Origin of the sequence: Halonotius pteroides (assembly GCF_003605635.1) — an archaeon.
In the GTDB taxonomy this organism is placed as follows: Archaea; Halobacteriota; Halobacteria; order Halobacteriales; family Haloferacaceae; genus Halonotius; species Halonotius pteroides.
Genome location: NZ_QMDW01000003.1, coordinates 92,871 through 117,391, shown reverse-complemented (window position 1 = coordinate 117,391; position 24,521 = coordinate 92,871). Strand labels below are relative to the sequence as shown.

At 61.9% G+C, this 24,521-nt stretch carries 23 protein-coding genes and 1 tRNA gene; 15 read left to right on the top strand and 9 right to left on the bottom strand.

Going from position 1 to position 24,521, the window contains the following annotated elements; all coding sequences use genetic code 11:
* Nucleotide 1: 1 nt before the first annotated feature.
* From DP106_RS03270 to DP106_RS03255, 4 genes are all read right to left on the bottom strand, one after another.
* Nucleotides 2-328, bottom strand: a complete 327-nt coding sequence (locus DP106_RS03270) for a NifU family protein (protein ID WP_120083368.1) — start codon at nt 326-328, stop codon at nt 2-4.
* An 83-nt stretch (nt 329-411) separates the two neighbouring features.
* On the bottom strand, nt 412-1,380 hold the full coding sequence (locus tag DP106_RS03265; RefSeq protein WP_120083367.1) for an ROK family protein: 969 nt from the start codon (nt 1,378-1,380) through the stop codon (nt 412-414).
* Nucleotides 1,381-1,469: 89 nt separating this feature from the next.
* Entirely contained in the window at nt 1,470-1,853 is a 384-nt protein-coding gene (locus tag DP106_RS03260) for a DUF5611 family protein (RefSeq protein WP_120083366.1), read from the bottom strand.
* A gap of 110 nt (nt 1,854-1,963) precedes the next feature.
* A complete protein-coding gene (locus tag DP106_RS03255) occupies nt 1,964-2,803 on the bottom strand; it encodes an NAD+ synthase (RefSeq protein ID WP_120083364.1) in 840 nt (279 codons plus the stop codon).
* 212 nt (nt 2,804-3,015) lie between these two features.
* Between DP106_RS03255 and DP106_RS03250 the strand changes: the two genes are divergently transcribed.
* Both DP106_RS03250 and DP106_RS03245 read left to right on the top strand, forming a co-directional pair.
* A tRNA-Gly gene (locus tag DP106_RS03250) sits at nt 3,016-3,086 on the top strand.
* A 224-nt stretch (nt 3,087-3,310) separates the two neighbouring features.
* Entirely contained in the window at nt 3,311-5,671 is a 2,361-nt protein-coding gene (locus DP106_RS03245; RefSeq protein WP_120083363.1) for a PAS domain S-box protein, read from the top strand.
* A 26-nt stretch (nt 5,672-5,697) separates the two neighbouring features.
* Here the strand turns inward: DP106_RS03245 and DP106_RS03240 are convergent, their stop codons facing one another.
* Entirely contained in the window at nt 5,698-7,275 is a 1,578-nt protein-coding gene (locus DP106_RS03240; protein ID WP_120083362.1) for a hypothetical protein, read from the bottom strand.
* Between the two features lie 9 nt (nt 7,276-7,284).
* On the opposite strand from DP106_RS03240, the gene DP106_RS16355 reads away from it, so the two are divergent.
* From DP106_RS16355 to epsC, 6 genes are all read left to right on the top strand, one after another.
* Nucleotides 7,285-7,407 carry a hypothetical protein gene (locus tag DP106_RS16355; RefSeq protein ID WP_276310052.1) on the top strand — a complete coding sequence of 41 codons (123 nt, stop codon included), beginning with the start codon at nt 7,285-7,287 and terminating at the stop codon, nt 7,405-7,407.
* Nucleotides 7,408-7,646: 239 nt separating this feature from the next.
* Nucleotides 7,647-8,303, top strand: a complete 657-nt coding sequence (locus DP106_RS16035; protein WP_205738871.1) for a hypothetical protein — start codon at nt 7,647-7,649, stop codon at nt 8,301-8,303.
* A gap of 3 nt (nt 8,304-8,306) precedes the next feature.
* Nucleotides 8,307-9,464: an ATP-binding protein gene (locus tag DP106_RS03230; RefSeq protein WP_120083361.1), complete on the top strand. Its 1,158-nt coding sequence runs from the start codon at nt 8,307-8,309 to the stop codon at nt 9,462-9,464.
* Nucleotides 9,461-10,168: a hypothetical protein gene (locus DP106_RS03225; protein WP_120083359.1), complete on the top strand. Its 708-nt coding sequence runs from the start codon at nt 9,461-9,463 to the stop codon at nt 10,166-10,168. Before DP106_RS03230 ends, DP106_RS03225 begins: the two co-directional genes overlap by 4 nt.
* 50 nt (nt 10,169-10,218) lie before the next feature.
* Nucleotides 10,219-11,793: a serine/threonine-protein kinase gene (locus DP106_RS03220; RefSeq protein ID WP_120083358.1), complete on the top strand. Its 1,575-nt coding sequence runs from the start codon at nt 10,219-10,221 to the stop codon at nt 11,791-11,793.
* Between the two features lie 81 nt (nt 11,794-11,874).
* The gene (epsC, locus tag DP106_RS03215; RefSeq protein ID WP_120083357.1) at nt 11,875-12,747 is read left to right on the top strand and encodes a serine O-acetyltransferase EpsC; all 873 of its coding nucleotides are present in this window, start codon (nt 11,875-11,877) and stop codon (nt 12,745-12,747) included.
* Between the two features lie 14 nt (nt 12,748-12,761).
* Here epsC and DP106_RS03210 read toward each other — a convergent pair whose 3' ends face one another.
* Together DP106_RS03210 and DP106_RS03205 are read right to left on the bottom strand one after the other, a co-directional pair.
* Nucleotides 12,762-13,502, bottom strand: a complete 741-nt coding sequence (locus DP106_RS03210) for a queuosine precursor transporter (protein ID WP_120083355.1) — start codon at nt 13,500-13,502, stop codon at nt 12,762-12,764.
* Nucleotides 13,495-13,668 carry a ribbon-helix-helix domain-containing protein gene (locus DP106_RS03205; RefSeq protein ID WP_120083354.1) on the bottom strand — a complete coding sequence of 58 codons (174 nt, stop codon included), beginning with the start codon at nt 13,666-13,668 and terminating at the stop codon, nt 13,495-13,497. The genes DP106_RS03210 and DP106_RS03205 overlap by 8 nt, the downstream gene beginning before the upstream one ends.
* 349 nt (nt 13,669-14,017) lie before the next feature.
* Here DP106_RS03205 and phnD point away from each other — a divergent pair, with 349 nt between their 5' ends.
* Genes phnD through DP106_RS03175 form a run of 6 tightly spaced genes read left to right on the top strand, consistent with a single transcriptional unit; the run spans nt 14,018 to nt 19,222 of the window.
* On the top strand, nt 14,018-15,172 hold the full coding sequence (gene phnD, locus DP106_RS03200; RefSeq protein ID WP_120083353.1) for a phosphate/phosphite/phosphonate ABC transporter substrate-binding protein: 1,155 nt from the start codon (nt 14,018-14,020) through the stop codon (nt 15,170-15,172).
* On the top strand, nt 15,172-16,005 hold the full coding sequence (phnC, locus tag DP106_RS03195) for a phosphonate ABC transporter ATP-binding protein (RefSeq protein ID WP_120083352.1): 834 nt from the start codon (nt 15,172-15,174) through the stop codon (nt 16,003-16,005). Before phnD ends, phnC begins: the two co-directional genes overlap by 1 nt.
* A gap of 1 nt (nt 16,006) precedes the next feature.
* Complete coding sequence (gene phnE, locus DP106_RS03190; protein ID WP_120083351.1) at nt 16,007-16,807, top strand: phosphonate ABC transporter, permease protein PhnE; 801 nt, start codon at nt 16,007-16,009, stop codon at nt 16,805-16,807.
* Nucleotides 16,807-17,601 carry a phosphonate ABC transporter, permease protein PhnE gene (gene phnE / locus DP106_RS03185; protein ID WP_120083350.1) on the top strand — a complete coding sequence of 265 codons (795 nt, stop codon included), beginning with the start codon at nt 16,807-16,809 and terminating at the stop codon, nt 17,599-17,601. Before phnE (DP106_RS03190) ends, phnE (DP106_RS03185) begins: the two co-directional genes overlap by 1 nt.
* A 46-nt stretch (nt 17,602-17,647) precedes the next feature.
* A complete protein-coding gene (locus tag DP106_RS03180; protein WP_120083509.1) occupies nt 17,648-18,313 on the top strand; it encodes an HAD family hydrolase in 666 nt (221 codons plus the stop codon).
* A 33-nt stretch (nt 18,314-18,346) separates the two neighbouring features.
* Nucleotides 18,347-19,222: an EamA family transporter gene (locus DP106_RS03175; protein WP_120083348.1), complete on the top strand. Its 876-nt coding sequence runs from the start codon at nt 18,347-18,349 to the stop codon at nt 19,220-19,222.
* 25 nt (nt 19,223-19,247) lie between these two features.
* On the opposite strand, the gene tatC (DP106_RS03170) is transcribed toward DP106_RS03175, so the two are convergent.
* Nucleotides 19,248-21,464, bottom strand: coding sequence for a twin-arginine translocase subunit TatC (gene tatC / locus DP106_RS03170; RefSeq protein ID WP_120083347.1), 2,217 nt, complete (start codon nt 21,462-21,464; stop codon nt 19,248-19,250).
* 25 nt (nt 21,465-21,489) lie between these two features.
* On the opposite strand from tatC (DP106_RS03170), the gene tatC (DP106_RS03165) reads away from it, so the two are divergent.
* Nucleotides 21,490-22,560: a twin-arginine translocase subunit TatC gene (gene tatC / locus DP106_RS03165; RefSeq protein WP_394343447.1), complete on the top strand. Its 1,071-nt coding sequence runs from the start codon at nt 21,490-21,492 to the stop codon at nt 22,558-22,560.
* A 23-nt stretch (nt 22,561-22,583) separates the two neighbouring features.
* Here the strand turns inward: tatC (DP106_RS03165) and DP106_RS03160 are convergent, their stop codons facing one another.
* Complete coding sequence (locus DP106_RS03160; protein WP_120083345.1) at nt 22,584-24,476, bottom strand: ATP-binding protein; 1,893 nt, start codon at nt 24,474-24,476, stop codon at nt 22,584-22,586.
* Between the last annotated feature and the right edge of the window lie 45 nt (nt 24,477-24,521).

The window sequence follows — 24,521 nt, the reverse complement described above, 5'->3', positions numbered from 1 at the left end:
CTCAGAAGTGGCCGGCTGACTCGTTGGAGTACTGCACGTCGCCGCCGCGGCCACCTTCGACCGTATCCGCGCCGGTATCACCGGTTGAGGGGACTTTGACCTGGACATCCTCGATCTCCTCAAACTCCATGTACATATCGCGCTTGATGTTCTGAGCGGTGACATTCGAGATCCCACAGCCGGAGCAGGTGCCGCCAAGTTCGACGACAACCTGGCCGGTCTCTGGGTTGGCCTCTCGAACCATGCTCGTCCCCCCGTGCATCTGGATGATCGGCATCTGCTTGACCATCCACGTTTCAACGCGAGATTTGAGGCTCTCGTCGGACATGGATCGGTCTATGGGCTCAACGTATGGGTAAGTTGTGGTTCCAGCAGTTTCAACACCGGTGAACAATCATGACTAACGCCCGCTTAGAGCTTCGAGCGGTCGCCCGTCCCGCCGGTGAGCGCGCTGGCGACCGCGCCTTTGACCACCACGTCGTCACCGAGATCGGTGAGGTTGACCTCGGGGATGTTCGTCATCACCATCTCATCAAGCCGGTCGCGAATCGGGGTAAGCACCAACTCGGGGTTGTTGAGCGCGACCGCGCCGCCGACGTTGACGACCAGTGGCGCGTAGGCGTGGATGATGTTGGCGAGACCCATTGCGTTCCAGTGGCCGAGTTGGTCGATGACGTGATCAGCAAACTCATCCTCGCCGGCGTGGTCGAAGAGATCCGCCGCCGAGAAATCAGGATCATCCAGTGGGAGTGCTGTCTCGATCGGATCCTCAGCATGGAGGCGTTCGGCATAGCGGGGGATGTTGTTGCCCGAGCAGTAGGCCTCCCAGTGGCCGTCGTGGCCACAGCCACAGGTCATGAACCCCTGGGGGTCGAGTGTCATGTGGCCGACCTCGCCGGCGTTGCCGTCCCAGCCGGCGATGACGGTGCCGTCGACACAGACGCCCGCGCCGATCCCCGAGGAGATGGTGAGATACACCATATCGTCGGGGTTGCGTTCACTGTGAAATCGCTCGCCGATGACACCCGCGATGGTGTCATTGTGAAGGTACACGTCGTCGGTCGCCAACAGCTTCGAAATCGGGCCGGTGAGCGGAATCCGATCGATCCGATCCGGGAGATTTGCTGGGTTTTCGACAACGCCTGCGGCGAGATCCAGCGGCCCGATCGAACCGATCCCACAGGCGGTCGCTGTGCCGGGGGTGATACCGGCCTGTCCACAGGCTTCCCGGATCAACGCCAGAATCGCTTCGGTGACCGCGATACCTGTTGGCCCGCGCGGTGTTTCGGCCATGGCACTCCCAAGGATTGTCGCCGAGCCGTCGGCGACAACGGCCCGGATATTCGTCGCCCCGAGGTCGACACCCACGTAGACGGCCATCACCCGACTTCGGGGAGCGATCACACTTAATTAGGGTGTTTTTACTCTGCGAGAGTCGGTTACCGGTGGGTAAAAAACGGTGTGCGTGATCAGTAGTCCGGGGCGTCGTCTTCGACCGCTCGCTTCAGCGACTCCCGGCGGGATTTGGCGTCACGGCCGGTCGCCTCAAGCAGGAACTCGTTTTTCAGCGAGACAGCCTCCTCGGCGGCGTCGGCCTCGCCGGCAGCGATAACCTCCTCAGCCGGTCGCTCCTCGAAGTGAACCGCGATCCTGTCTTTCTTGCCGCTGTATTCGGCCGCCCCGGCGAGAATACGCTTAAACACAGCGTTGTCAGGGTCTGCAACAACGTACAGATCGTGGCCGTTGTGTTCTTCGGTGCCGGTGACGGTGCCGAAGTACGATTCGATCGTTGTCTTGAGGTCGGGGATGCGATCGTCCAGATGCTCCCCGCGACGCATCTTGTACTCCTTCATTGCCCGCCGATTAGCAAGGGGATGGTTTACCGCTTTCGTCGTCGCTATCTACCAGCGTGGTGGGATGTTCGGTGCTCAAGCGGTCGTGCGCTGGGCACCAACAGCAGGGGTTACTCCCCAAGCGGCTCGGGGGCCGGCGGCATGGAACGCTTGTGTTTGCTGTCCGCAACGAGCGATTCGACACGCTGGATCTGATCGTGGTCGACGCCGTCGAGTATCCGAAGTGTCGCCGCCGTCGACAGCGGGCCATCGATGTGGAGGGCGAGAATCGCGTCGACGGTGTCGTAATCCAAGCCAAGTTCCTCCTCGTCAGTCTGGCCGTCCCACATGCCGGCAGTTGGCGTCTGTGCAACGAGATCAGCAGGGACGCCCACCGCGTCGGCGAGCTGTCGCACCTGCTGTTTGTAGAGCCCGCCGATCGGGTTACAGTCGACGGCTTGGTCGCCGTACTTCGTGTAGTAGCCGGTCATCGCCTCCGCACGGTTGCCGGTGCCGAGGACAACCCGATTTTCAGCATTGGCGACGAAATAGTTGAGCACGGCCCGCGTGCGAACGTAGACGTTGCCCATCGCCATTTGATCCTCTGTCGCGCTCGGAACAGCCTCGAAAACCTGCTCGGCGATGGGTTGGATCTCGATGACGTCGTACTCGATGCCCAACTCCTCGGCGACGCGCTCGGCGTCGCTCATGTTGTCTGGGTCGTTGACCTCGCTGGGCATGACGAGCCCGTGGAGGCCATCGGTTCCAAGTGCTTCGACCGCGAGGTAGGCGGTCGTCGTCGAGTCGATCCCACCGGAAAGCCCGAGTGTTGCGCCTTCGGCACCGGCATCGTCGACGGTGTCTTCGATAAACGAAACGAGCGTTTCACGAACTGTCTCTATCTCGGATGTCGAAAACCGGATGTCAAGCGGCGCTCGCTCTGACAAAACGGGAGCGGTAGTCGTAGACATACCACATCTAATGGGCGGCATCGACAAATAGGCTTGTATTACCACCAGAGCGTGGACGCATATACGCAAAATGGTCGAATATGAGTCAGTATGTACCTGTCTAAGAAGCTATGTTCCGAATAGCAAATCAATTACACGGGCTCGAAAAAACAATCGCAACGACGTTGAAAGAGGAGATTTATGCGTCGTCGTACAGTAACGACAAAGCGAGCGCGCCGTTGGTCCAGTGGTAGGACAGAGCCTTCCCAAGGCTCTAGCCCGGGTTCAATTCTCGGACGGCGCATTTTTGAGAACGAAGTGAGGTGACAATCGCCACGGAATTGAAGCAGGGAGCGAAGGGAGCGACCGAGGTTCAGTTCCCGGACGGCGCATAGTTTTGAGCGAGTTGAGATCAACCAGTGCCCAGTGTCGACCGAGACGACATGACCAAGCGTTAAGATGCACGGTTCGGATAGGTGGGGTATAGACGTCGAGGGGGGATCCACCTCATCCGGCGTGTAACCCCGCATGGCTATCGAATCGTTGCTCCCCAAGTCAATCCGCTCGCGGTACGCGCTGAAGCTGCTCGGTGGCGCGCTGCTTATCGGCCTGCTGATCACCGCGATCACCGCGACAACCGTGGTCGACGTAACCAACAGCGTCAGAGACGAGCAGCTGCGCTCGATGGAGACGAACGCGGAACTAGAGGCCAACGCCCTCGCCCAGTGGATCGAGGGCAACCAACAGACGGTTCGGGCCCTCTCAAGTCACCGGGGACTCGACCCGTCGGCACCCGGGGAGACGGCAGCCGTGCTGGCGCGTGAACGCGAGGCGTTATCAGCGGAGGTGGCAACGCTGTCGGTGGTCGAACGCAGTCCAGCGACGTTTTCTGAGGGCACCGACGAACAGATCCTTGCCAGCACAGAGCCGTCCTACGTTGGCCGGTCGCTGTCGGTGACCGATGTCAACTGGAAGCCAACGGTCGGCTTCAATTTCAACAGCACTGATGAGGTGATCCTTTCGTGGGTGTACACCGATGAAACGGAGGCTCTCGTCGCTGTTGCATCGCCAACCCCGGATGGTGACCACGTACTTGTCGGCGAGTACCGGACAGACGTACAGGCCGAGTCGTTTACTAGCGTCATCGATGGAACCAAAACGCAGGTCCTGGGTGGGTTTACCGCCTTTGTCCTGTTTGACGAAAACGAGACGAACGTTATCACCCCCTACGAGGGCGACCGCGCGAATACGACGATCGGGAACCGTATCCTCGATACCGATCCTGGTGCTGAGTTGAACGGCTCTGTACTAACCGAACACAGCGTCAAAGGCTACCACAGCGTTCCCGGCGAGGCTGTCGATTGGGTCGTTGTCAAGGAGGCCCCACGGCAGAACGCGCTTGCGGTCAGCGAGTCGATCCGCGGCGATCTGACGACGCTCGTTGGCATCACACTCCTTGGGTTCCTGCTGATCGGCGTGGTGATCCAGCGCGGGCCGATCCGCTCGATCCAGCGGCTGGCACGGCAGGCCGACGACATCGCCGACGGTGAGTTGACCGTTGAGATCGAGGATGAGGGCCGCGAGGATGAGATCGGCGACCTCCAGACGGCATTCCGGAACACCAAAGCCTACATCGAAACGATCGCCAGCCAGGCCGACGCCCTCTCCCGGCAGGCGTTTGACGACGACGCCTTTGCGGCGGCGATCCCTGGTCGGATCGGGACGGCGATGGCCGACATGCGCGGCGATCTGCGGCGGTTTATCGACGAACTGGAAACCGAACGCCAGCGGTACTCAACACTGGTCGAACAGAGCAAAGACGGGATCGCGGTCGTCCAAGGTGAATCGTTCGTCTTCGTCAACGAGCGATTAGCCGACATCACCGGCTACAGCCGCGAAGAGTTGGTTGGCATGTCGTATGCCGCGGTTGTTGTTGAGGAGGATCTTGCTGGCGCCCGCGAGCAGGCCCAGCGCGTGCTCACCGACCGGAACCCCGCCGATCAGTACGTCCACGACATCGAGACGAAAGCCGGGCAGCGACGCCGCATCGAGGCGACCGGCTCAAAGATCAGCCACGATGGCGAACCAGCAGTATTAATCAACGCCCGCGACATCACCGAGCGGCAGCGTCGTGAGCAACGGCTGACAGTGTTCAACCGACTGCTCCGACACAACTTCCGGAACCGCCTTGATGTGATCAAAGGCCACGCCGAGCGGCTGGCCGACCGCACCGAGGGCGACCACGCCGAGACGGTGTTGACCGCGGCCGATCGGCTGGCGACCCTCGGCACCCGCGCCCGACGGATCGATCAACTGGTGGCACGCGATCCAAATCCGACCACTGTTGATGTGGTCGCCGTCGTCGACGGGTTAGTTGAGAGTGTCGCGGCGGCGGAGAGTGAGACTACCATCGAGACTGCACTGCCAGCCACCGCGGAGCTCCGAACAGACGTCGAGACGCTCCGAACGGCGCTGGTGAGTCCGCTGGAAAACGCGGTCAAGTACGCCGATTCAACGGTTCAGGTGTCGGTCACGTCAACGCCGGCGGGGTGTCGTGTCGTCATCAGCGATGACGGGCCGGGCATCCCGGCGGCAGAACTCGACTCGCTTGCCGCCGGCACCGAAACCGACCTCCAGCACGGCCGGGGACTCGGCCTCTGGCAACTCAAATGGGGTGTCGACGCGCTCAACGGCGACCTTGCCTTCGAGACTGACAACGGAACGACCGTCCGGATCGAGCTGCCGGCACTCGGCGACAACAGCGGCGAGCGCAACGCGGACGCTGACAGCGATGCTGGAACCGACGACAGCGGCCCAGCTACTACGATCAACGACAACAGTACGGACGGCAGCAACGACAGCAAGAACGACACTGACAACGAAGCGTAGTCGTCTCGCGAACCCACCGGTGACCGCTATCGGAACTCAAAGGCGACGCCGTCGTCGTTGATCGAGAACACTTCGCCCGCATCGTCGGCTTCCAACCGTGAGAACGCCTGTCGAACGACGTGACGGTCGTAGCCCGTTTCCTCGGTGGCAGCAGTAAGCAGCAGCGTTTCTCGACCAAGCCCCTCCAGATACCGGCTCCGGAGGGTGTCAACGCAGTTGGCGACGGCGTCCGCCTGTACCGCGCGCTCAAAGAGGTCGGCGTTTTCGGCGACGACAGAATCGGTCGTATCGTAGATGAGGTCGCCGCGCTGGAGGTCGATCAGACAGACGCTCACGTGTGGGCCATAATGTGTCCGGCTAAGCTCGTCGTCTTGGACGTAGCCGACGACGCGATCCGTCCAGCCGGTTGGGGAGGCGATCCCGAGCAGCGAGGGGGCTGTGCGATCAGCCGCTTCGTCGACCGCCTCACCCACGATGGCAACGAGGTCATCGACACCAGCCGGGGTCGCATCGACGCCCTCGCTGGCGTGCTGGGTGAGGTGAGAGTAGACCGTCGCCTCGATGACCATCCGCGTCTCGCTGGTGAGGCCGAAATACTTCGAGTCGGTGAGCGCATAGCGCGCGGTCGGGTTGACCGGATGGGCCGCCACGTCGTCGCCGTTCGTTTCGAGAAGGGCAGCCATACGATCGCGTTCGTTTCGGCGGCTACAACGACCCTCCCAGTAGCCGTCAGGAACGGAAAACGCCTCATCGGGCAGGTGGATCTCGTCTATCTCCTGCATCGAGGTCTCGAAGCGGCCAAGATAATCCAACTCGAACAGGCGGGCGGTCGCGGCGGTGACGGCGTCACTGTCGGCGGTTGTAGTCGTGGGGCGGGTGGCAGTCGGCGATCGCCCGGCGTCGTCGGCTGATCGATCACTGGCGTCGGCAGCGGCGGCAGCTGACCCTGCCCCGTCGGCAGCACCGGTCGGGCGACCGCCGTCAACACCGGCGGGGTTCTCTATGTCGTCGAATGCGAGATCACCGCCAAGGGTTTCGAGGCCGTGGGTCTCAGCATAGAGAAAGATCGCCTGACGAACGCGCGCGCGGCGGTCTTCATACCGGTCGAGCAGGCGGTCGATCACGTCCTGTTGGACATCGGGGTTTTCCAGCAGGGTGTCGATGTTGGCGACCGTCGAGTCGGCGTACGTCTCCAGTAACTCGGTCACCTCACCGTCTAATCGCTGGATACGCGCTTCAAGTTGGGATTCATCCAGCGTATCGAACCGTTTGAAGCGATCGAAGTCGACGACAGCTTGGAGTTCAGGCTGAATGAAATCGTCGGCGATCGACTCCGGCACCTCGCCCTCAGCGTAGAAGCTCGCCGCCAACAGCAGCCGCGCAAGGCGGAGTTCGCCGCGCAGTCGATCCTCCTCGCTGCTGGTCAGAAACCCGTTGCACTCCTTGGTAAACTCCCAGCGGAGGGCCTCCTCGTCGCGTGTGATCGATTCATACCGGTCGAGTCTGGCAAGCTCCGACATTCGCTGGAGGGCAGCGAGATCCTCATTGAGGATGCGATCGGCGGCGTGAGTGAGCTCGGAGAGCCAGTCTTGACAGTCGGTCATACAAGATCGATGAGAGCGGCCGGCCAGACGACCGGCAGCGGCGAATGGAGGGTAGCTTGTGGCGTCCCCACCAGTGGTGTCGACGACCGCGCGCGCGCCGCTGTCGATGGCGGCGACAACGGCTGTCCCTGAGCTAACAGGAGAGTCGATGGGGAGGTCATGAGACGCCTGATAGTCTGTTGAGGGTATTGTTTCCTCACTAATAGCTGTTGGCCGCGCCCACGAGTTGGCGGTGTGAATGCTGTCGATCGTTGGGAAGCGTCGTCCATCTCATCACTGGCACGACTGCTCCCCCAACACGGTAGCACGCGCTACGCGCTGGCCCTACCCATGGCAAAAGGCATTATACCTCGAATCCATACAGGTTGATAATGGACATTCGATCGTGGGTGAGAGACCGGTTCGGCACCGCCGACACGGCGACGCTGCTCGATGAGAGTGCCTACAGCCGAACCGAGCTCCGGAAGGATAAGACGAAACTCGAACAGCACCTCAGACAGATCGAATCCGAGATGGATAACCACGCCGAACGATACCAGAAGCTGCTTCAGAAGGGCGCGGAGGCCGATGAGTTCCGCCGCCAGCAGTACGCCCAGAAGGCCAAATTCGAGAAGAAAAAATACGAGGTCAAAAAGAAAAAACACAAGACCAACAGCATCAAGCTTGGCACCGTCATCTCCATCGAGGGAATGCGTGAGGTGTTGGCGATGCACAACGGCGACGGTGAGTCCTACGAACTCGATCACCTGTTTGACGACGAACTCAACGCCCAGGAACTCCAGCGAGAGGTTATGGATCAGATGGCGGAGTTCGGCCTTGAGATCGAGGATATGAAGCAGGTACAGGAGGCCCTCGACGTGGAGATTCTCGACCAGGATCTCGAAACCGGGGCCGACGAGGAGATAGAGCTCATGGAGGAGATGGCCGCCGGCGACATCAACCACGAGCAGGTCGATATCGACGACACCGTCGAGGTCGAGCCGGACGACTTCGATGTCGACATCGAGGACAGCGAGCCAAGCCTCTAACCCATGTCGCTGAAGCGGAGTGCCCAGAAGAGCCATCTCGAATCCGAGTACGAGCGCTACCGGAGCCACGCCGAGGCCGCCCGCGAGGAGGGCCAGCCGTCGGCGGCCGCCCGCTACTACCGGCAGTGTGTCGGCGTGCTTGAGGATCTCGCCGAGCTTGAAACCAACCCACGGCTGGCCACCGAGCGCAAGGAGCTGGCCGCCAATCTTGCCACCGCCGCCGAACGCCTCGAAAGCGACAAGCCGCTTGTCGACGAAAGCGGTGGCAGTACCGGTGGGTCGACAACGACCACGACAGCCACGGGCGATGGCGACACACCCGGGCGGGCCGGCGACGCCGACGACACCGGCACCGATCCCGAAACGTTTCTTGCGGAACCCCCCGCGATGGATTTCAGCGACGTTGGCGGGATGACCGACCTCAAAGAAACGCTGAAAGATCAGGTCATCGACCCGCTGCAGCGACCCGAACTGTACGCGGAGTACGATCTCGGCGTCGTCAACGGCGTTCTCCTATATGGCCCGCCGGGAACCGGCAAAACGTATATTACGGAGGCACTGGCCGGCGAGTTGGGGTACAACGTCGTCATCGCCCAAGCCTCGGATATCACCAGTTCGCTGGTCGGTGAGGCCGCCGACAACATGGCTGATCTGTTCGAGATCGCCCGCGACAACCAGCCCTGTCTGCTCTTTCTCGATGAGATCGATGCCATCGCCGCCGAGCGCGGCGGGACGGCAAACAAAACCATGAGCGAGAGCCAGATGATCACCCAGTTTCTCACCGAAATGTCGGAGACGAAAGGCGAAGACGTGGTGGTCGTCGGCGCGACAAACCTGCCGGAGGAACTCGACGGCGCGGCCTGGCGGCGATTCGACGAGCGCATCGAGGTGCCACCGCCGGATGCGACGGCGCGGGCAGCGATCCTGCGGATCCATCTCCGGGATCGGCCGGTCGTCACCGACGAGATCGATTGGGATGAGATCAAAGCACAGACCGATGGGTATGTTGCCAGCGACCTCGAGATCATCGCCTCGACGGCCGCACGCAACGCCCTGAAGGAAGCTCGGGATGCCGACTCGGTCGTCCCGATCTCACAGGCCCACCTGACAGCCGCCATCGAGGCAACCGACCCGAGTTTGGACGCGTGGGATGGGGGATGAAGCGATATCTGCTGTCGGATCCGGCCAGTGAGGACGCAACCCCGACCCGCGTGCCGATCGACTCACGGGTCGGGATCTACCGGCTCGGCGACGGCAGTAAGACGATCGTGGCCGAAACCGAGGGCCAACGCGTCGACCTCGCTGTCCGCGATGCAACCGTCTCCCGAAAAACCGACGGTCGACCGCCGGTTGAACTCTCGCCGATCTCACGCGGGATCAGCGTCCGCAACCACGGAAGCACGAATCCGGTCAGCCTCAGCACCAATCTCCGAACCCACACGTTGACAGCGGGTGACGCCGCCGCGATCACCGATGACTGTCGACTGACAGTCGGGATTAGTCTCACGTTGCAGGCCACTGTCGAGCGTGAGGGCTCTCAGCGCAGTCCGGCAGCCGAGCAGGCAGGTGGGGTCAGCCCGGCCGCCCACGCCAGAACGCTGGCCAACGCGTTGCGAGCCGCCAGCACCGACTCAGTTGCGGAAAGCCGGAGCGTTGTCGCCGAACTCCGGTCGTTTCTTGACTCTCACCAGTTGGATAGCTCGGAGCACGAGGCGGTACAGCGTCGTGTCGAACAGATCGAGCGACGGCTTGAGAGCAAGGCGGGTGGCCTCCACCACACAGAGGAGTTAGACGAGGAGTGGCAGGCGGAACTGACAGCCCTCAGCGACCGGATCGAGGGGCTCTACGCCCGAGCGTCGAGCTGACCGCTGTCGGAGGGCTAACCTCTATACGAATCCACGCACAAAAGATCGGTATGCCACCGTCGCGTCGCCCGGATGTTGCGTCCGTGGCGAGTCCACCACGTCGGTCGTTGACGTATGACGATCTCCAGATCGTCGACCGGCTTGGCGGCGGCGGCCACGCCACCGTCTACAAGGCGAAGGTGACGACACACGCTGAGCCGCGGGTCGTCGCGGTCAAGGAGCCGACCCACGAGGAGCGGACGCTGCCGGCGTCAGCGGCCAAGGAGTTTATCCGTGAGGCCCAGACGTGGCGGAAGCTCGATACCCGAGAGCGTGAAAAACAGCTCTACACCGACTACGAACACCTTGTCGGCGTTGTCGACACCGGCGAGGAGTTGCCGTGGATCGCCATGGAGTATATGGACGGCGGCTCACTCGGCGACCGGCTGGCGAGCCGAAGCGAGCCATACGAGATCCCCGAACTGCAGTGGATCATCGACTGTATCGCCCGCGGGGTCGAACTCGCCCACTACGAGGGGATCTCGCATCTCGACCTCAAGCCGGAGAACGTGTTGTTTCGGACGACCGAGGCTGGTATGTGGGATGTCGCGAAGATCGCCGACTGGGGCACCTCCTCGCGGCCCTTAGAGGGCAGCACCGACAGCGGCGTCTCGGTCGCCTTCAGCGCGCCCGAACAGTTCCACCCCGACCAGTTCGGCGAGCCTGACTCGATGACCGATATCTACCAGGTTGGGGCGATCATCTACACGCTGGCGGTCGGCGAGCCCCCCTACGAGGGAAGCCAAATCGAGATCTCGCAGGCGGTCGTCGACGGGCCAACCCCGCCAAGCGAGCACCGCCCCGAGCTTCCGACCGAACTCGATCAGGCGATCGCACGGGCGATGGCGCCGGACAAACAGGATCGGTTCAGAACGATCCGTGATCTCGCCGCCGCGATCGCTGATGTCCCGGATCCAACGGTGCAGCCGGCCGACGGCGGCCGGCCAGCCGATACCGGCGTGACAACCGATCGCGCGTCGCCGGTCGGCGGGGGCCAGCCCGGCGGCATCGGCGGCCCAACTGGGCCATCGGGGCCGAGGGTGCCCGGCGGTGAGTCCGAGGGTGAGCCCAAAGAGCGAACCGGGCCGATCCCGAAGGCAATCGGGACGATCGATCTGCCGCCATCGAGACAGCCGCTTGAGGTGATCGCCAGCGACGACGGCTATCTCGTCCGTGAGTACCGTCGGGATCCAAGCGAGGCAACGGTGTTTTCCCACCATGACCGGCGGATGATGGCGATGCGAACCGCCTCGAAACAGCTGACAAGCGAGCATCATCCCTGCACGCTGCGCTGGGATACCCCCAACAGCGTCGGCGACATCTACTGGAACGAGCACTTCGAATCCCTGCGCGTCGAATACAGCGATTTCCTCTCATCGTGGCTCGTTGTCCCATCGACTGATCGGTTTGCATTCGCCTCCGCGCCAAGTGCGAAAAAGGCCTACAAGTACGGCAAACGCGTTCAACAGGAGTACGATTTCAAGGAGCTTGCGGTGTGTTCGCGTCGGGGTGAGGTTGAGAAGGTCGTCGAACATCGATTTATCAGGCACTCGCTGACAAAATCCGGCGTGAAGTTTACTCGATAACATCGCGACAGAGGGCTCGCTGTGCTCGGGTTGTCGCACGAACGCGAGGCACTAAAGTTCTCAGAGCGCAAGTATCAGCTAATGGAGTACACGTATACTGGTACCGCCCACGAGTCGTTGGTTGAGGCCTACGCGGCCGACGACGACCGGTTCCGGACACACCAGCAGTCAGCGTTTCCGGAGCGGGCGACGACAGTCGAAGAGGTTGGTATTCTCCGCCGGCTGCTGTTTCCGGGCTGTTGGAACGCGTCGACGCTTGTCGGCGACGCGGACGCGGTCAAAGAAACACTCGATGAGTTAGGACAGCGGTTCTGTCAAGGGATTCAACCGTACGCCAACCAGTGTCTGGCGACGGTTGTCACCAACGTCCTCGACCAGCTACCGGCGATCCGGAAGCTGCTCAAACGCGATGTTGAAGCCGCCTACAAGGGTGACCCCGCCGCCAAGAGCTACGTCGAGGTCATCCGATCGTATCCGGGCTTTCATGCGACGATGGTACACCGCGTTGCACACGCGATCTACGAGGAAGGCGAGGGCGTCTACGCTCGGGAGCTCTCGGAGGCCGCTAAAAGCGTCAGTGGGATCGACATCCATCCTGGCGCGGAGCTCGGCGAGTACTTCTTTATCGATCACGGCAGCGGCGTCGTCATCGGCGAAACCGCCGAGGTTGGCGACTGGGCTCGCATCTATCAGGAGGTGACCCTCGGCGCGCTCCACTTCGAGGAGGATGAAAACGATGAACGCACACTCAAGAAAGGGTACAAACGCCATCCGACGATCGGCGACAATGTCGTCCTCGGAGCCGGAAGTAAGCTCCTGGGCCCGATCACGGTCGGCGACCACGTGAGCATCGAGGCCAACGCGTGGGTGACCGACGACGTGCCGGATCACACGACCGTCTTCATCAAACATCCCGAACAGGAACGGAAAACGCGGCCGCCGGAACAGCAGTAGGCGGCCGATCCCGCTTAGTTGCCGAAGGCAGCCGGATTTGGTTTGGCGTCGACACGGCCGACAAGCCGAACAACAAGATAGACAACCGGCGTATCCACTACGGCGATCAGCAGTTTCAGGAGGTACTGGCCAGCAATGAGCCCGAGAAGCACGTTTGTCGGCAACGGCGAGCCAACCCCCAGCAGCGTCGGCGCGAGATAGAAGGCGACTCCGACAAAGATCACCGTATCGATCGCTTGACTGCTTGCCGTCGAGGCGAGATTTCGCAGCCAAAGTTGCCCGTGGCCGGTGAGCTCCCGGATCTTGTGGAAGACAATCACATCCCAGTTCTGGCTGATGAGATACGCCAGCAGGCTTCCTAACACGATATTAACGCTGGGGGCAAGCGCAGCCTGAAAGGTCTCCGCAAATTCGGGGTTCGCAGCGGGCGCACGGAGCGTCGAAAACACCAACAGCAACACGACAAAGTTGAGCGCGAAGCCGACGTTGACCATGAGCTGGGCGGCCCGGCGACCATAGAGCTCCGAGTAGCAGTCCGAGGCAAAGAATGTCAGTGCATACGCGAGTGCCGCACCGGGAAGGGTAATAGACGCTTCGACGACCGGTAGCTCTAGCCCAAACGGCAGCGGGAGGGCTAACAGCTTTGCGGCAGTCACCTGTGCGGTCACCAATGCGGTGACAAACAACCCAAGCAGGGCAACCTGACCGACCGCCTGTCGGTCGGTGCTGCCGCCGGGTGCAACGGCGTTACTCATCGTCGATCCGCCCTTGTCTGGCGTCGATCTCGTCAAGCTGATCCAGCGTCTTTCGGATCGAGGCCCGCACGGCCTCACTCCGATTGACGAACTTCTTGCCCTCACCGACATGGGCGTCGAGATCTCCAAGCAGTTCATCTGGCACCTCTACGCTTATCTTGGTCATCGCTGGATAATATCCTAAGAACATATTTGTAGGTTCCGACCTCGTTGTGTGACCCTCAAAGCCACAATAGACCGATATATATCACTCATAGCGACGTTTTTCTTTCTCACAGCTGAACGGCGTCAGTGGGCGTGTTATCTCACTGCTTGCTCCCGCTGTCTGTCGTCTTCCAAGACGTGCCACGACACGCCCATCCGTTGCTGTCACATATATAGATCTATTGTGATAGATATTCCAGTACAGCGTTACTGTAGCGGTATCTGTCGTTATGTAGCGGTTGAAACTGCTCTATCGGACAACATATAACTATTACTATACTTCAAGGGCGAGAAGGTGTTTGCCTCACCTGATGGCACCCAACGATCGACGACGGCAGTTCCTGAAAGGCTCGGCAATCGCGCTGACGGTCGGTGTCGCCGGCTGTACCGGCTCTCAATCGACCAGTACCGACGACGGATCAAGTGGTGGCGGCGAAGATCCGCTACTGGCTGACGCCAGCTCGTTCGACCCCGCAAACCCCCAGTGGGAGGAGAACAACTACCTCTCGACGCCGTTGGTCGACAAGAGGTATGAACGCGGGTCGGAAGCCGACCTCGAAAACATGGGGAACCGTGAGGTCGAGGAAGTACCGCACGGCGATCCGGTTCGGGAGGCCCCCAGCGACGAGGGCGAGTTCCTCGATCCCGACACCCTCGTGTTCACCGTCAGCCCAAGCGAGGACGTCCAGGGCCGCTACGAGGATGACTTCGCGGCCCTCTTCGAGAGCATCCGTGAGGAGACCGGCAAGGAAGTCGAGTTCAACAAGGTCAACAGCTACGCCGCCTCCGTCGAAGCGATGCGCTCGGAGCGCGCCCATATCGCCAACTTCTCCACGGGGACAACGGCGTTTGCGGTCAACCTCGCCGGCGCCGTCCCGTTTGCGGCCGGGCTCACCGCTGACGGAGCCTTCGGCTACCGGCTGTTTGCGACGACCCGAGCCGACGCCAACAGCATCCAGAGTGTGAAGGACTTCGGCCGCGACGACGTGACAATCGGCCACTCCGAGCCGGCCTCAAACTCCGGCCATCAAGCCCCGTCGGCACTGTTCGATCAGTACTTCGATGTGACACCTACCGAGGACTATGAGGTGAACTTCTCGGGCGGTCACGGCAACACGACCCGTGGGATCGCCAACGGCGACTACGACGCCGGCCCGATCTGTTCGACCTGTTTCAAGGACACAGTCGATGCGAACAGCAGCCTCTCGTACGACGATTTCAAGGTTGTGTGGGCCTCGGCACCGTTCCCGAACGGCCCCATCGCCTACCGCTACAACCTCCATCCAGACATCGTCGAGGGGATCGAAGCGGCATGGCTCGACACCGATTACTCCGGAACCGCCTATGCCGACCGAACGGGGTACAATCAGTTCGTCCCGATCACCTACCGCAAACACTGGAAGGACATCATGGTCATCCAGCGGTACAACGACGTCAACTACACCCAAAGCGCGCTGGGAGAATAATGCTCCACGTCACCAACCTACAGAAGACCTACGACACCGGCGACGAGGCCCTACGTGGTGTCACTACATCGGTCGAAGGCAGCGAAACTGTTGCTATGATCGGGCCGAGTGGGGCCGGCAAGAGCACCTTCATCCGGTGTGTCAACCGGCTTACCGAGCCCAGCGGTGGTGAGATCGATCTTGACGGCACGGAGCTAACGGCACTCGACGACGACGACCTGCGGGCCGCCCGGCGGGATATCGGGATGATCTTTCAGGAGTACAATCTCATCGAGCGGCTCACCGTCATGGAAAATGTCCTTTCGGGACGGCTAGGCTATGTGTCGGCGTGGCAGGCGTTTCGGCGGTCGTTCCCACCGGCGGACATCGAGCGCGCCTACGGGATTCTTGAGCAGGTGGGCCTCGATGAGATGGCCGACAAACGTGTCGACGAACTCTCCGGCGGCCAACGCCAGCGGGTCGGTATCGCCCGCGCGGTGATCCAAGAGCCGAAGATCCTGCTGGTCGATGAGCCGACCTCCAGTCTCGACCCCGAGACCTCAGACACCGTCATGCGGCTGCTGACCGATATCGCCGCTGATCGGTCGATCCCGGTGTTGATCAATATCCACGAGGTGAACCTTGCACTCGAGCACGCCGACCGCATCGTCGGCCTTCACGACGGCGAACTCGTTTTCGAGGGGACACCCGACGATCTTGATGAGGCGGCCCTCGACCGCGTCTACCGCGGGGCCGACATCCCCGATACGACAACCGATGGCGAGGGATCGACCGAAACAGACGATCAGGAGGTGCCGCTGACGACTACCGGATCGACGGCGGGGGGCGTCTGACGTGGCGACGGGTGAACGGACGTGGCAGCGGCCGACGATCTTCCGCACCCGGCGCGTCAAGTGGGCCGTCTACGCCGGCTTGCTCGCGTTTTTTGCGTGGTCAGCGGTTGGCATCGGGTTCGATCCAAGCCGGGTGCTGCAGGGGATCGGCAACACGGCGGTACTCATCGGCGACTTCCTGCCCCCGGATGCGACCGCCCGCGAGCTCGACCGCATCATCGCCAAGATGCTCGAAAGCGTAGCGATGGCGATGGTCGCCACCGTCACCGGGATCGCTGTCAGCATCCCAATCGCGTTCATGGCTGCCGAGAACATCTCGCCGAAACCGCTGTACGCGCTCAACCGCGGCTTCATCTCGGTCTCCCGGGCGTTCAACGCGATCATCGTCGCCATCCTCGCCGTCAAGGCCGTCGGTTTCGGCCCGCTGGCCGGCATCATCACGATCACGTTCAAGACGGTCGGCTTCTTTTCGAAGCTGTTGGCCGAGGATATCGAGGATATCGATATGGGCGCGGTCGACGCCGTTCGGGCTACCGGATCGTCGCCGATCCAGACGCTGCTGTACGGTGTTGTGCCACAGATTATCCCGCGGTTTGCCGGGCTGTCGGTGTATCGATGGGATATCAATATCCGCACCTCGACGGTGATCGGCATCGTCGGCGCGGGCGGCATCGGCTCGGTGCTGTTGACGGCGTTCAATCGCTATGACTACCAGTACGTCTCGGCGATCCTGCTGTCAATCATCGTCGTCGTCCTGTTCGCTGAGGGCGTCAGCGCGGTTGTCAGACGGAGGTACCAGTAATGTCGGCGGAACAACCGAGTTGGCAGCGGTTTGATCGTCGTCGCCGGATCGGCCGATTTCTCGCGGTGCTTACCGCCGGCGTCGTCGTGATCGCCTCCTGGCAGTTCATGGATATCGGTGTCGTCGACCCCAACACCGTCCCACGGGAGATCGCCGACCTCCTGACGCGGATGTATCCGCCAGATATTGCGTACACACCCCAGATCATCGGGCCGCTGATCGAAACGATCCACATCGCCGCGCTCGGAACGGTCGGCGCGCTGGTGTTGTCGATCCCAGTCGCGCTGTTGGCCGCTGAAAACACCACGCCAAACGCCGCGACCTTCTGGCTTGGAAAGCTGATCGTCACCGTCAGCCGATCGGTCAACACGATCATCTGGGCGTTGATCTTCGTGGTGACATTCGGTTCTGGGCCACTGGCCGGCGCGGTCGCTATCGCCTTCCGATCGGTCGGCTTCCTCGGCAAGCTGCTCGGCGAGGAGATCGAAGAGATCGACTTCGGCCAAGTCGAAGCTGTCCGGGCGACCGGGGCCTCGTCGCTGCAACTCCTGTTGTATGGTGTCTTACCGCAGGTCAAGCCCGCGCTGATCGGCTTGGCGATCTATCGGTGGGATATCAACATCCGGGATTCGACGGTGCTTGGCTTCGTCGGTGCCGGCGGGATCGGCGTCCAACTGTTCCAGTCGGTCAACGCCTTCGCCTGGCAGTCGACCGCGATGATCCTCTTGGTCATCCTTGGGGTCGTCGTCGTCACCGAGGGGCTGTCAGCCTACACGCGGGGTCTGGTGCGCTGAGATGGCCCACCGACAGGTAGATGCGGCCGCCACCCCAGCACCCGATATGACCGACGGCGACCAGCTCCTATTGTTCGATATGGATGGCGTCATCCTGGAGGGCCACGGCACTGATCCAGCCGTCCACGACGATGCACTCGACGAGGCGATCGCCGAAGCCGGACTCAGCGTCGACGACGATACGCGATCGCTGTTGGCCGGCTACGAGTACGATACCGAGTTTGTCCGCGGCTGTGAGCACCTCGGGATCGATCCAGTCGCCTTCTATCGCCGGCGGGAGCGTCACAGCGCAAGCCACACGATCGACCGACTGGCGGCCGGCGACCGAACGCTGTATCCCGACAGCGACGCGCTCGATGGGTTCGCCGACGACTACACCCTCGGCCTCATCAGCAACAACTACGACGCCGTCGTCGAATTCGTCGTCGACCACTACGACCTCGATGGCTTCGCCTACGCCCGCGGCCGCGAACCCGGCGTCGGTGGCTTCTATCGGCGCAAACCCAATCCGCACTATCTGCTGGCCGGCCGGGAAGCCCTCGGCGGCACCGACGGTGTCTACGTTGGCGACCGCCCAACCGATGTGATGGCCGCACGACGGGCTGGGTTGGACGCGATCTTTATTCGCCGACCACACAACGGCGACGTGTCGCTGCCGGTCGAGCCACGCGCCATGATCGACTCGTTGACCGCGCTGAGCGAATACCTGTAATCACGTGATCCGGAGTCGCAGGTCGCCGCCCCGATGACGGGCGGCCTGATTGCCAGCGTTGCCGCGGCGGTGCTGCTGGGCAGCTATCTCGTCGGCGTCAAGCGGTATTTCAGTCACTATCCGCCAACGCTGTATCTCGTTGTCGTCCACGCTATCGGGCTCTGTTGGTATCTCCCGGTTGTCGTTGCAACGGCGGGGACTGACGATCTCTTCGCGCCGCTGACAGCGGGCGAGGCAGGGCTTGTCGTTGGCACGGTCGGCCTCATTGCGGTCGCGCTCGCGGCGTTTTATCACGCGCTGGCGATCGGCGACGTGTCGTATGTCGCGCCGATCAGCAAGATCGTCCCCGTCTTTGTGCTGCCGCTTGAGGTGCTGTTGCTCGGCCAGCACCTCTCGGGGATACAGGTCGTCGGCGTCCTCGTCGCCACGACCGCGGTGTACGTTGCTAACTACCGCGGCGGGTCGCTGGTGGGGCCGCTTCGAACGGTGGTTCAGCGGCGTGACGCGCTGCTTGCGCTCGCCAGCGCGGCCGTTTTCGGCGTTGTCGATGTCGGCAAACGGGTGAGCATGCAGGAGTTGGCCGTCCCCGCCCGTGCGTTTGTGATCCTGACGCTGGCGATCGTCCCGATCGCGTTGCTGCCGTGGGCGCTCCGCCGGCGAGGCGGAGGCAGCCTTCGCGGCGACCGCTGGAAACTCCTTGTTGCTGGTGGCGTCCTCGCTGCGGGTCAACACCTCATTTCGGTAGCGTTTGTCGCGCTGCCGGCCAGCGTCGTCTCACCGATCGTGAACACGCAGGCCGTCATCGCGGTCGTGCTCGGGAGCCTGCTACTCGGGGAGCCACACGCCAGAGTACGGCTGCTGGCCGGCGGATTAGCCGTTTGTGGTGTGGTGCTCGTCTCAATCGGCTGATCACCGATCACGACGGCCGCACCGGCTAGCTGACAATTTCCGCCGGCGGGGCGAGGTTGCGCCGCCCGCCGCCGGTCACCAGAAACAACACGAGCAGCCCGACACCGTAGGCCGCCATCAGCGGCACTGTCACGAGGAACATCGTCACGATATCCGCTGGCGTCAACAGCGCGCCAACAGTGAGCATCCCGACGGTGACCTCTCGCCAGCGCGTTCGCATCGCCCGATAGGGGATTCCAGCGCGGTTGAGCAGGAGCATCAGAATCGGTACGTCAGCAAGCAGCCCGATCCCGACGGTCGTAAAGAAAATGAGCCAAAAGAAGTCGTTGATGCGGTAGGTGAGCAACATATCGTAGGCTCGCGCATCGGCGACGAGATAGGAGATGATCGCCGGCGCGATATAGAGATACCCGAGCGCAAGACCACCAAGCAGACCGGCGGTCAACGAGCCAACCCACAGGAAAACCACCGATTGACGGCCGCGCACAGCACCGAGTTCACGCAGAGCGGGCCAGGCGTAGTAGGCGACCATCGGCACCACAGCGACCCCGCCGGCCAGCACCGAGAATTTCACAATAAACAGGAGAGCCTCGACCGGGTGGAGCGTGATGATCTCCAAGCTGGTTTCACTGACAAGCTCAGACGGCAGTCGACGCAGGAAGTTCCCGCGGACAGCACCCAGCCCGCCGATGTAGAACCACGTGAACGTCACCACCAACGCGATCATGAACGTGGCCACCAGCCGGAAGGATTTTGATCGTAAGCTGCCGGCGACGAAGGCGATATCGGTGTAGTAGCCGCCGATGTCGTCGGCGTCCTGCTCGCCGTCGGTGAGTTCACTGAGGAACGAATCGCCGGCGCGGCTGGCGCGATCACCCAGTCCCGGTTCGCCGGTAGCCTCATCCGCCCCATCGCCGCCGTCCGCATCGCCGCTACCCTCGCCGTCGTCCTGGGCCGCCTGTCGGGCCTCTGCCGTTTCGTCAAACCGATCGAGGATCGCTTGGGCTTTGGCCTCGTCGCCCTCGTCGATGGCCTCGCTGGCATACCGCATCGCCTCGTCTTCGCTGAGTTCGATAAACGCCTCGGGCGGGGCGGCCTCGATCCCGCCAGCGTCAAGCGTGGTCAGATCGATCGCGGTCGGATCGCCGAACTCGCCGTCGGGGTCGACCTCAAGCCCGGCGTAGATCAGGGCGGCGAATCCGCCGACCGCAAGCAGCACAGCGACGATTCCCCCATAGACCGCCATCGCCGTTTGGGGGTCAACGCCGAGGCCCGCTCCGGGCGGGAGAACCCGGTAGCGGCTATCGATCAGCGGATACGAGAACACGGCGTTGACCGCGTTGGAACCGCCGTATGTGTAGAAGGCGTACGGAAGGATCGCACCAACAGTCGCCAGCCCGGCAAGGACGTTCCAGCGGGCACGAAGTGTCGCTCGGATGTCGATCTGGTCGCTGCCGCGTTTCGTCGTGACGATCACCTTCGCCAGATAGAGGCTCAACCCGTAGAGGATGACAAGCGGGATCGCCCACATGATCTGGGTGAACGGATCGGGCGGCGAGAACACCGCTCCGAAAACAAAGATGCCGACAACGGCGTGTCGCCACTTGTCGCGGAACGTCTCGTATGGAACGATCTCGGCGTAGGAAAGCCCAGTGATCGCCAGCGGCATCTGCGCCGCAAGGCCGAATGACAGCGTCAACAAGACGATAAACTGCGTCCACAACACGATCGAGTACCGCGGCGCGAAGCCAGCCTCGAAACCAAACTCCGCCAGAAAGCTGAACATCACCGGGAAGAAGACAGCGTAGCCGTAGGCTGCTCCGCCGATGAACAGCGTGGCCGCAAACCCACCAACCGTGGCAACCTTCCAGCGGGCCGCGGGCAGTTGCCGCCAAACTCCCCGTCGCTTGAGTGCGTCGCGGGCAAAGTACAAAAACGCTGGCAGGGCGACGATCAGCCCGACGACAAGGCCGATCTTCGCCTGCAGGAGAATCACATCAAACGGCGTCTGGGCGATGATCTCAAAGCTCTCGCCAACCTCTGCTCGCATGCGGGATTCGGTGACAGTGCGGAGAAAATCCCAGATGTAGAGCCGCAACGCGTAGAATGTGCCCAGAAAGCCGAGAAGGAAGATAATAAAAACCTTCTGGAGATCCTTCTGGGCCGACCGCAACATCGCCCGCCCGGTTGCGGTCGCCTCGCCGAGCGCGCGTTGTGTGTCGTCGTCGAGCGCGCTTGCCATACCGACACCCAGTCGCGTCGGCGTTATCAACGTTGTCTCTCGGCGCGAGCAGCGGTCAGCGACGACAGCCACCACAGCCGAATCCGAAAAGGCATATACCCACAGGGAAGCCTTCCCTAGTTGTATGGCCGAGTCGCCGGACAGCAGCGACGATCCAACCGACCGCCAGAAACCACCAGCGGACGGTGACCCGTCAGCACACACGGCTGACAGCGACGCTGCCGATACGACCGCCGAGTCCGACGACAAGCCGACTGTCGCGTCAACTGCCGCGGCGACCCCGGCCGCCGACGGCGGCACCGGCAGCTCAGTCGCTACAGACCAGCCGCCAGCCACGCCCGGCGATACGGCCGTCGACGAGGGGCTCGCCGGCGAGGGGCCGGCCACCGACGAGGAGATGCCGTTGGCCGACCACATCGAGGAGATGATGCGCCGGTTAGGGCTCGTGTTCCTCATCGGTGGGATCGCCTTGGCGATCGCCTACCCGTTTGCGGGCGATCTCGTCAACTATCTGTGGTCGGTGCATATCCCGGAACCGGTGACGAATCGCCCGCGGCTGTATGGGCCACTGGAGTTCATTCTCACGAAGCTCAAAGTCGCCGGGCTCGCCGGGCTGATCGTCGGCCTTCCGATGTTCGTCTATCAGACCTACCGCTTCATGCGCCCCGGGCTGTATCCGACTGAGCGACGCTACTACCTCGCGGCCGTGCCGACCAGCCTTGTGTTGGGAACGCTCGGCGTGTTGTTCGCCCACTTTGCCGTTCTTCCGTTCGTCTTCGCGTACTTTACGACCTACACCGCCGAGGCCGCCGTCATCGCCTTCGGGCTCCAAGAGACGTTCAACCTGATCTTGGTGTTGATGGGCTGGATGGCGATCATCTTCCAGATTCCGCTGTTCATCATGCTGGCGATCATGATGAATCTCGTCACCCGTCAGTGGCTGGAGGCCAAACGCCTGATCTTCTGGGGCTCGTTCCTCGGGATCGCGTTCCTCTTTAGCCCGGATCCGACCGGGATGGCACCGATCATTGTCGCGCTCACGATGGTCGTCCTCTTTGAGGGCACCCTGGCGTTGCTCCGGTGGACGGGCAACTGAGCGGCGACCGGACGTGACAACACTCACTCAAACTCGACGCCGGTAATATCGAAGCGGGCACCGCCAGTCTCGCTGTCGCCGACGGTGATCTCCCAGCCGTGGGCCTCAACGATCTCCCGGACGATCGCCAGCCCGAAGCCGGTACCATCCCGGTTGGTTGAGTAGCCGGTTTCGAAGATCTGTTCGCGTTTGTCCTCCGGGATCCCCGAGCCATCGTCGGCGATATAGAATCCGTCGTCGGTCATCGCAACGGTGATCGACACGTCGTCGTCGCTGTGTTCAACGACATTTCGGAACAGATTCTCGAAGACATCGGCCAAGCGGCTCCGATCACCCTGAATCGTGACAGCACACTCCGCATCGATTGTCGCGTCGGCGGTCACAACTGTGCCCCAACACTGGCTGACGAGATCAGCCAAGGCGACAGCTTCGGTTTCACCAACCGTCTGGCCCTGCCGTGCCAACAGCAACGCGTCGTCGATGAGTTCCTCCATGCGAGTGAGTGCGCGGTCGATGACGTCAAGTTGATCGCTGTCACACTCCTCGGCGGCGAGTTTGAGCCGCCCGCTGGCAACGTTGATCGGATTGCGGAGGTCATGAGAGACGACGCTGGCAAACTGGTCGAGACGATCCCGTTGGCGGGTGAGTTCGTCCTCACGGGCTTTGAGCTGTTGCAGTTGGTCGATCCGGGCGAAGGCCTCGGTGACGGTGTCGGCCCACAGTTGGACACGCTCGGCGTCGGCCTCGCTGAACGCGTCAGGCTCTGTCGCGCCGATGTTTAGTAACGCGTACTCACCCAACGGGACGATCAGTTCGCTGGCGACCGGTGTTTCGGGGTTCGCCCGGTCGGGATGGTCGGCCATATTGGTGATCCGCTTTGTCGCCCCCTCCTCGAAAGCCGTCCATGACAGCGAATCAGCATCCGGCGAGTACGTCGGTGGCTCATTGACCAATGACCAGCCGCGTTCAGTCTGTGCGATCGGTTCAAGGTGAGTATCAGTTGCCAGCCAGATACAGGCGATGTCAAACTCAAGTGTGGATTCGAGTCCGTCGATAACGATCTCCGCGGCGGCTTCCGGGGTCGTCGCCTCCAACAGCCGCTGGGTTGTTCGCTGGAGGCCTTCAAGCGTGTTGCTGTACTGGGCGAGTTGGCGTTCGCTCTCTTTGAGCGTGGTTACATCGGTGATGAACCCCTCGAAGACTCCCTTGCCGTCCTCGATGGCGACTTGTTGGCCGTGCTCGCTGACCCACTTCTCGTCGCCATCGGCGGTGACAATCCGGTAAGTCAACTCAAAGGTATCCCCATCTTCAAGCTGCGAGGCGACCGTTTCGCGGACAAACGACCGGTCGTCGGGATGGATGATATCCGATTCCCAGGTGACCTCGCCGGCAACAATGGCGTCAGCCGGATAGCCGATCAGCGACTCGCAGTTGCCACCGACAAAATCGGTGTCCCACTCCGGCGTCTCTCGGGTGCGGTAGACAACCCCTGGCAACGTTTCGACGAGCGTCTCAAACTGACGGCTGTAGGTCTGTCGTTCAACGGCGTTGGTAATACGTTTCGCTAAGAGAGCAGGGCTGTCAGTGAGGTCGTCTTTCGGGATATAGTCGGTGACGCCAGCGGCGATCGCGTCGCTGGCAATCGATTCGTTGCCCTTTGCGGTCAGCAGTATCACCGGCAGATCGGGATAGCGGCGGTCTACCACCGAAAAGAGTTCAAGCCCGTCCATCCCCGGCATCTCATAATCGGTCACCAGACAGTCAAAAGACTCCTCGGATAGGGTTTCCAATGCGTCGTTCGGGGTAGGTTCAGTGACGAGGGTAAACGGCTCGTCGTGCTCCGCAAGATAGGCGGTGACGATCTCACCGTACTCCTGACTGTCGTCGACATGGAGCACCCGGATCGGACGAAACATCAGGCAGCCAAGCACTACCCCAGCAAGCTAATAAATGAGTTCGTA

Excerpts from the sequence above, each read along its gene's own strand:
- DP106_RS03270 (WP_120083368.1), bottom strand. The coding sequence starts at position 328 with ATGTCCGACGAGAGCCTCAAATCTCGCGTTGAAACGTGGATGGTCAAG.
- DP106_RS03265 (WP_120083367.1), bottom strand. The coding sequence starts at position 1,380 with ATGGCCGTCTACGTGGGTGTCGACCTCGGGGCGACGAATATCCGGGCC.
- DP106_RS03260 (WP_120083366.1), bottom strand. The coding sequence starts at position 1,853 with ATGAAGGAGTACAAGATGCGTCGCGGGGAGCATCTGGACGATCGCATC.
- DP106_RS03255 (WP_120083364.1), bottom strand. The coding sequence starts at position 2,803 with ATGTCTACGACTACCGCTCCCGTTTTGTCAGAGCGAGCGCCGCTTGAC.
- DP106_RS03245 (WP_120083363.1), top strand. The coding sequence starts at position 3,311 with ATGGCTATCGAATCGTTGCTCCCCAAGTCAATCCGCTCGCGGTACGCG.
- DP106_RS03240 (WP_120083362.1), bottom strand. The coding sequence starts at position 7,275 with ATGACCGACTGTCAAGACTGGCTCTCCGAGCTCACTCACGCCGCCGAT.
- DP106_RS16355 (WP_276310052.1), top strand. The coding sequence starts at position 7,285 with ATGAGAGCGGCCGGCCAGACGACCGGCAGCGGCGAATGGAGGGTAGCT.
- DP106_RS16035 (WP_205738871.1), top strand. The coding sequence starts at position 7,647 with ATGGACATTCGATCGTGGGTGAGAGACCGGTTCGGCACCGCCGACACG.
- DP106_RS03230 (WP_120083361.1), top strand. The coding sequence starts at position 8,307 with ATGTCGCTGAAGCGGAGTGCCCAGAAGAGCCATCTCGAATCCGAGTAC.
- DP106_RS03225 (WP_120083359.1), top strand. The coding sequence starts at position 9,461 with ATGAAGCGATATCTGCTGTCGGATCCGGCCAGTGAGGACGCAACCCCG.
- DP106_RS03220 (WP_120083358.1), top strand. The coding sequence starts at position 10,219 with ATGCCACCGTCGCGTCGCCCGGATGTTGCGTCCGTGGCGAGTCCACCA.
- epsC (WP_120083357.1), top strand. The coding sequence starts at position 11,875 with ATGGAGTACACGTATACTGGTACCGCCCACGAGTCGTTGGTTGAGGCC.
- DP106_RS03210 (WP_120083355.1), bottom strand. The coding sequence starts at position 13,502 with ATGAGTAACGCCGTTGCACCCGGCGGCAGCACCGACCGACAGGCGGTC.
- DP106_RS03205 (WP_120083354.1), bottom strand. The coding sequence starts at position 13,668 with ATGACCAAGATAAGCGTAGAGGTGCCAGATGAACTGCTTGGAGATCTC.
- phnD (WP_120083353.1), top strand. The coding sequence starts at position 14,018 with ATGGCACCCAACGATCGACGACGGCAGTTCCTGAAAGGCTCGGCAATC.
- phnC (WP_120083352.1), top strand. The coding sequence starts at position 15,172 with ATGCTCCACGTCACCAACCTACAGAAGACCTACGACACCGGCGACGAG.
- phnE (WP_120083350.1), top strand. The coding sequence starts at position 16,807 with ATGTCGGCGGAACAACCGAGTTGGCAGCGGTTTGATCGTCGTCGCCGG.
- DP106_RS03180 (WP_120083509.1), top strand. The coding sequence starts at position 17,648 with ATGACCGACGGCGACCAGCTCCTATTGTTCGATATGGATGGCGTCATC.
- DP106_RS03175 (WP_120083348.1), top strand. The coding sequence starts at position 18,347 with ATGACGGGCGGCCTGATTGCCAGCGTTGCCGCGGCGGTGCTGCTGGGC.
- tatC (WP_120083347.1), bottom strand. The coding sequence starts at position 21,464 with ATGGCAAGCGCGCTCGACGACGACACACAACGCGCGCTCGGCGAGGCG.
- DP106_RS03160 (WP_120083345.1), bottom strand. The coding sequence starts at position 24,476 with ATGTTTCGTCCGATCCGGGTGCTCCATGTCGACGACAGTCAGGAGTAC.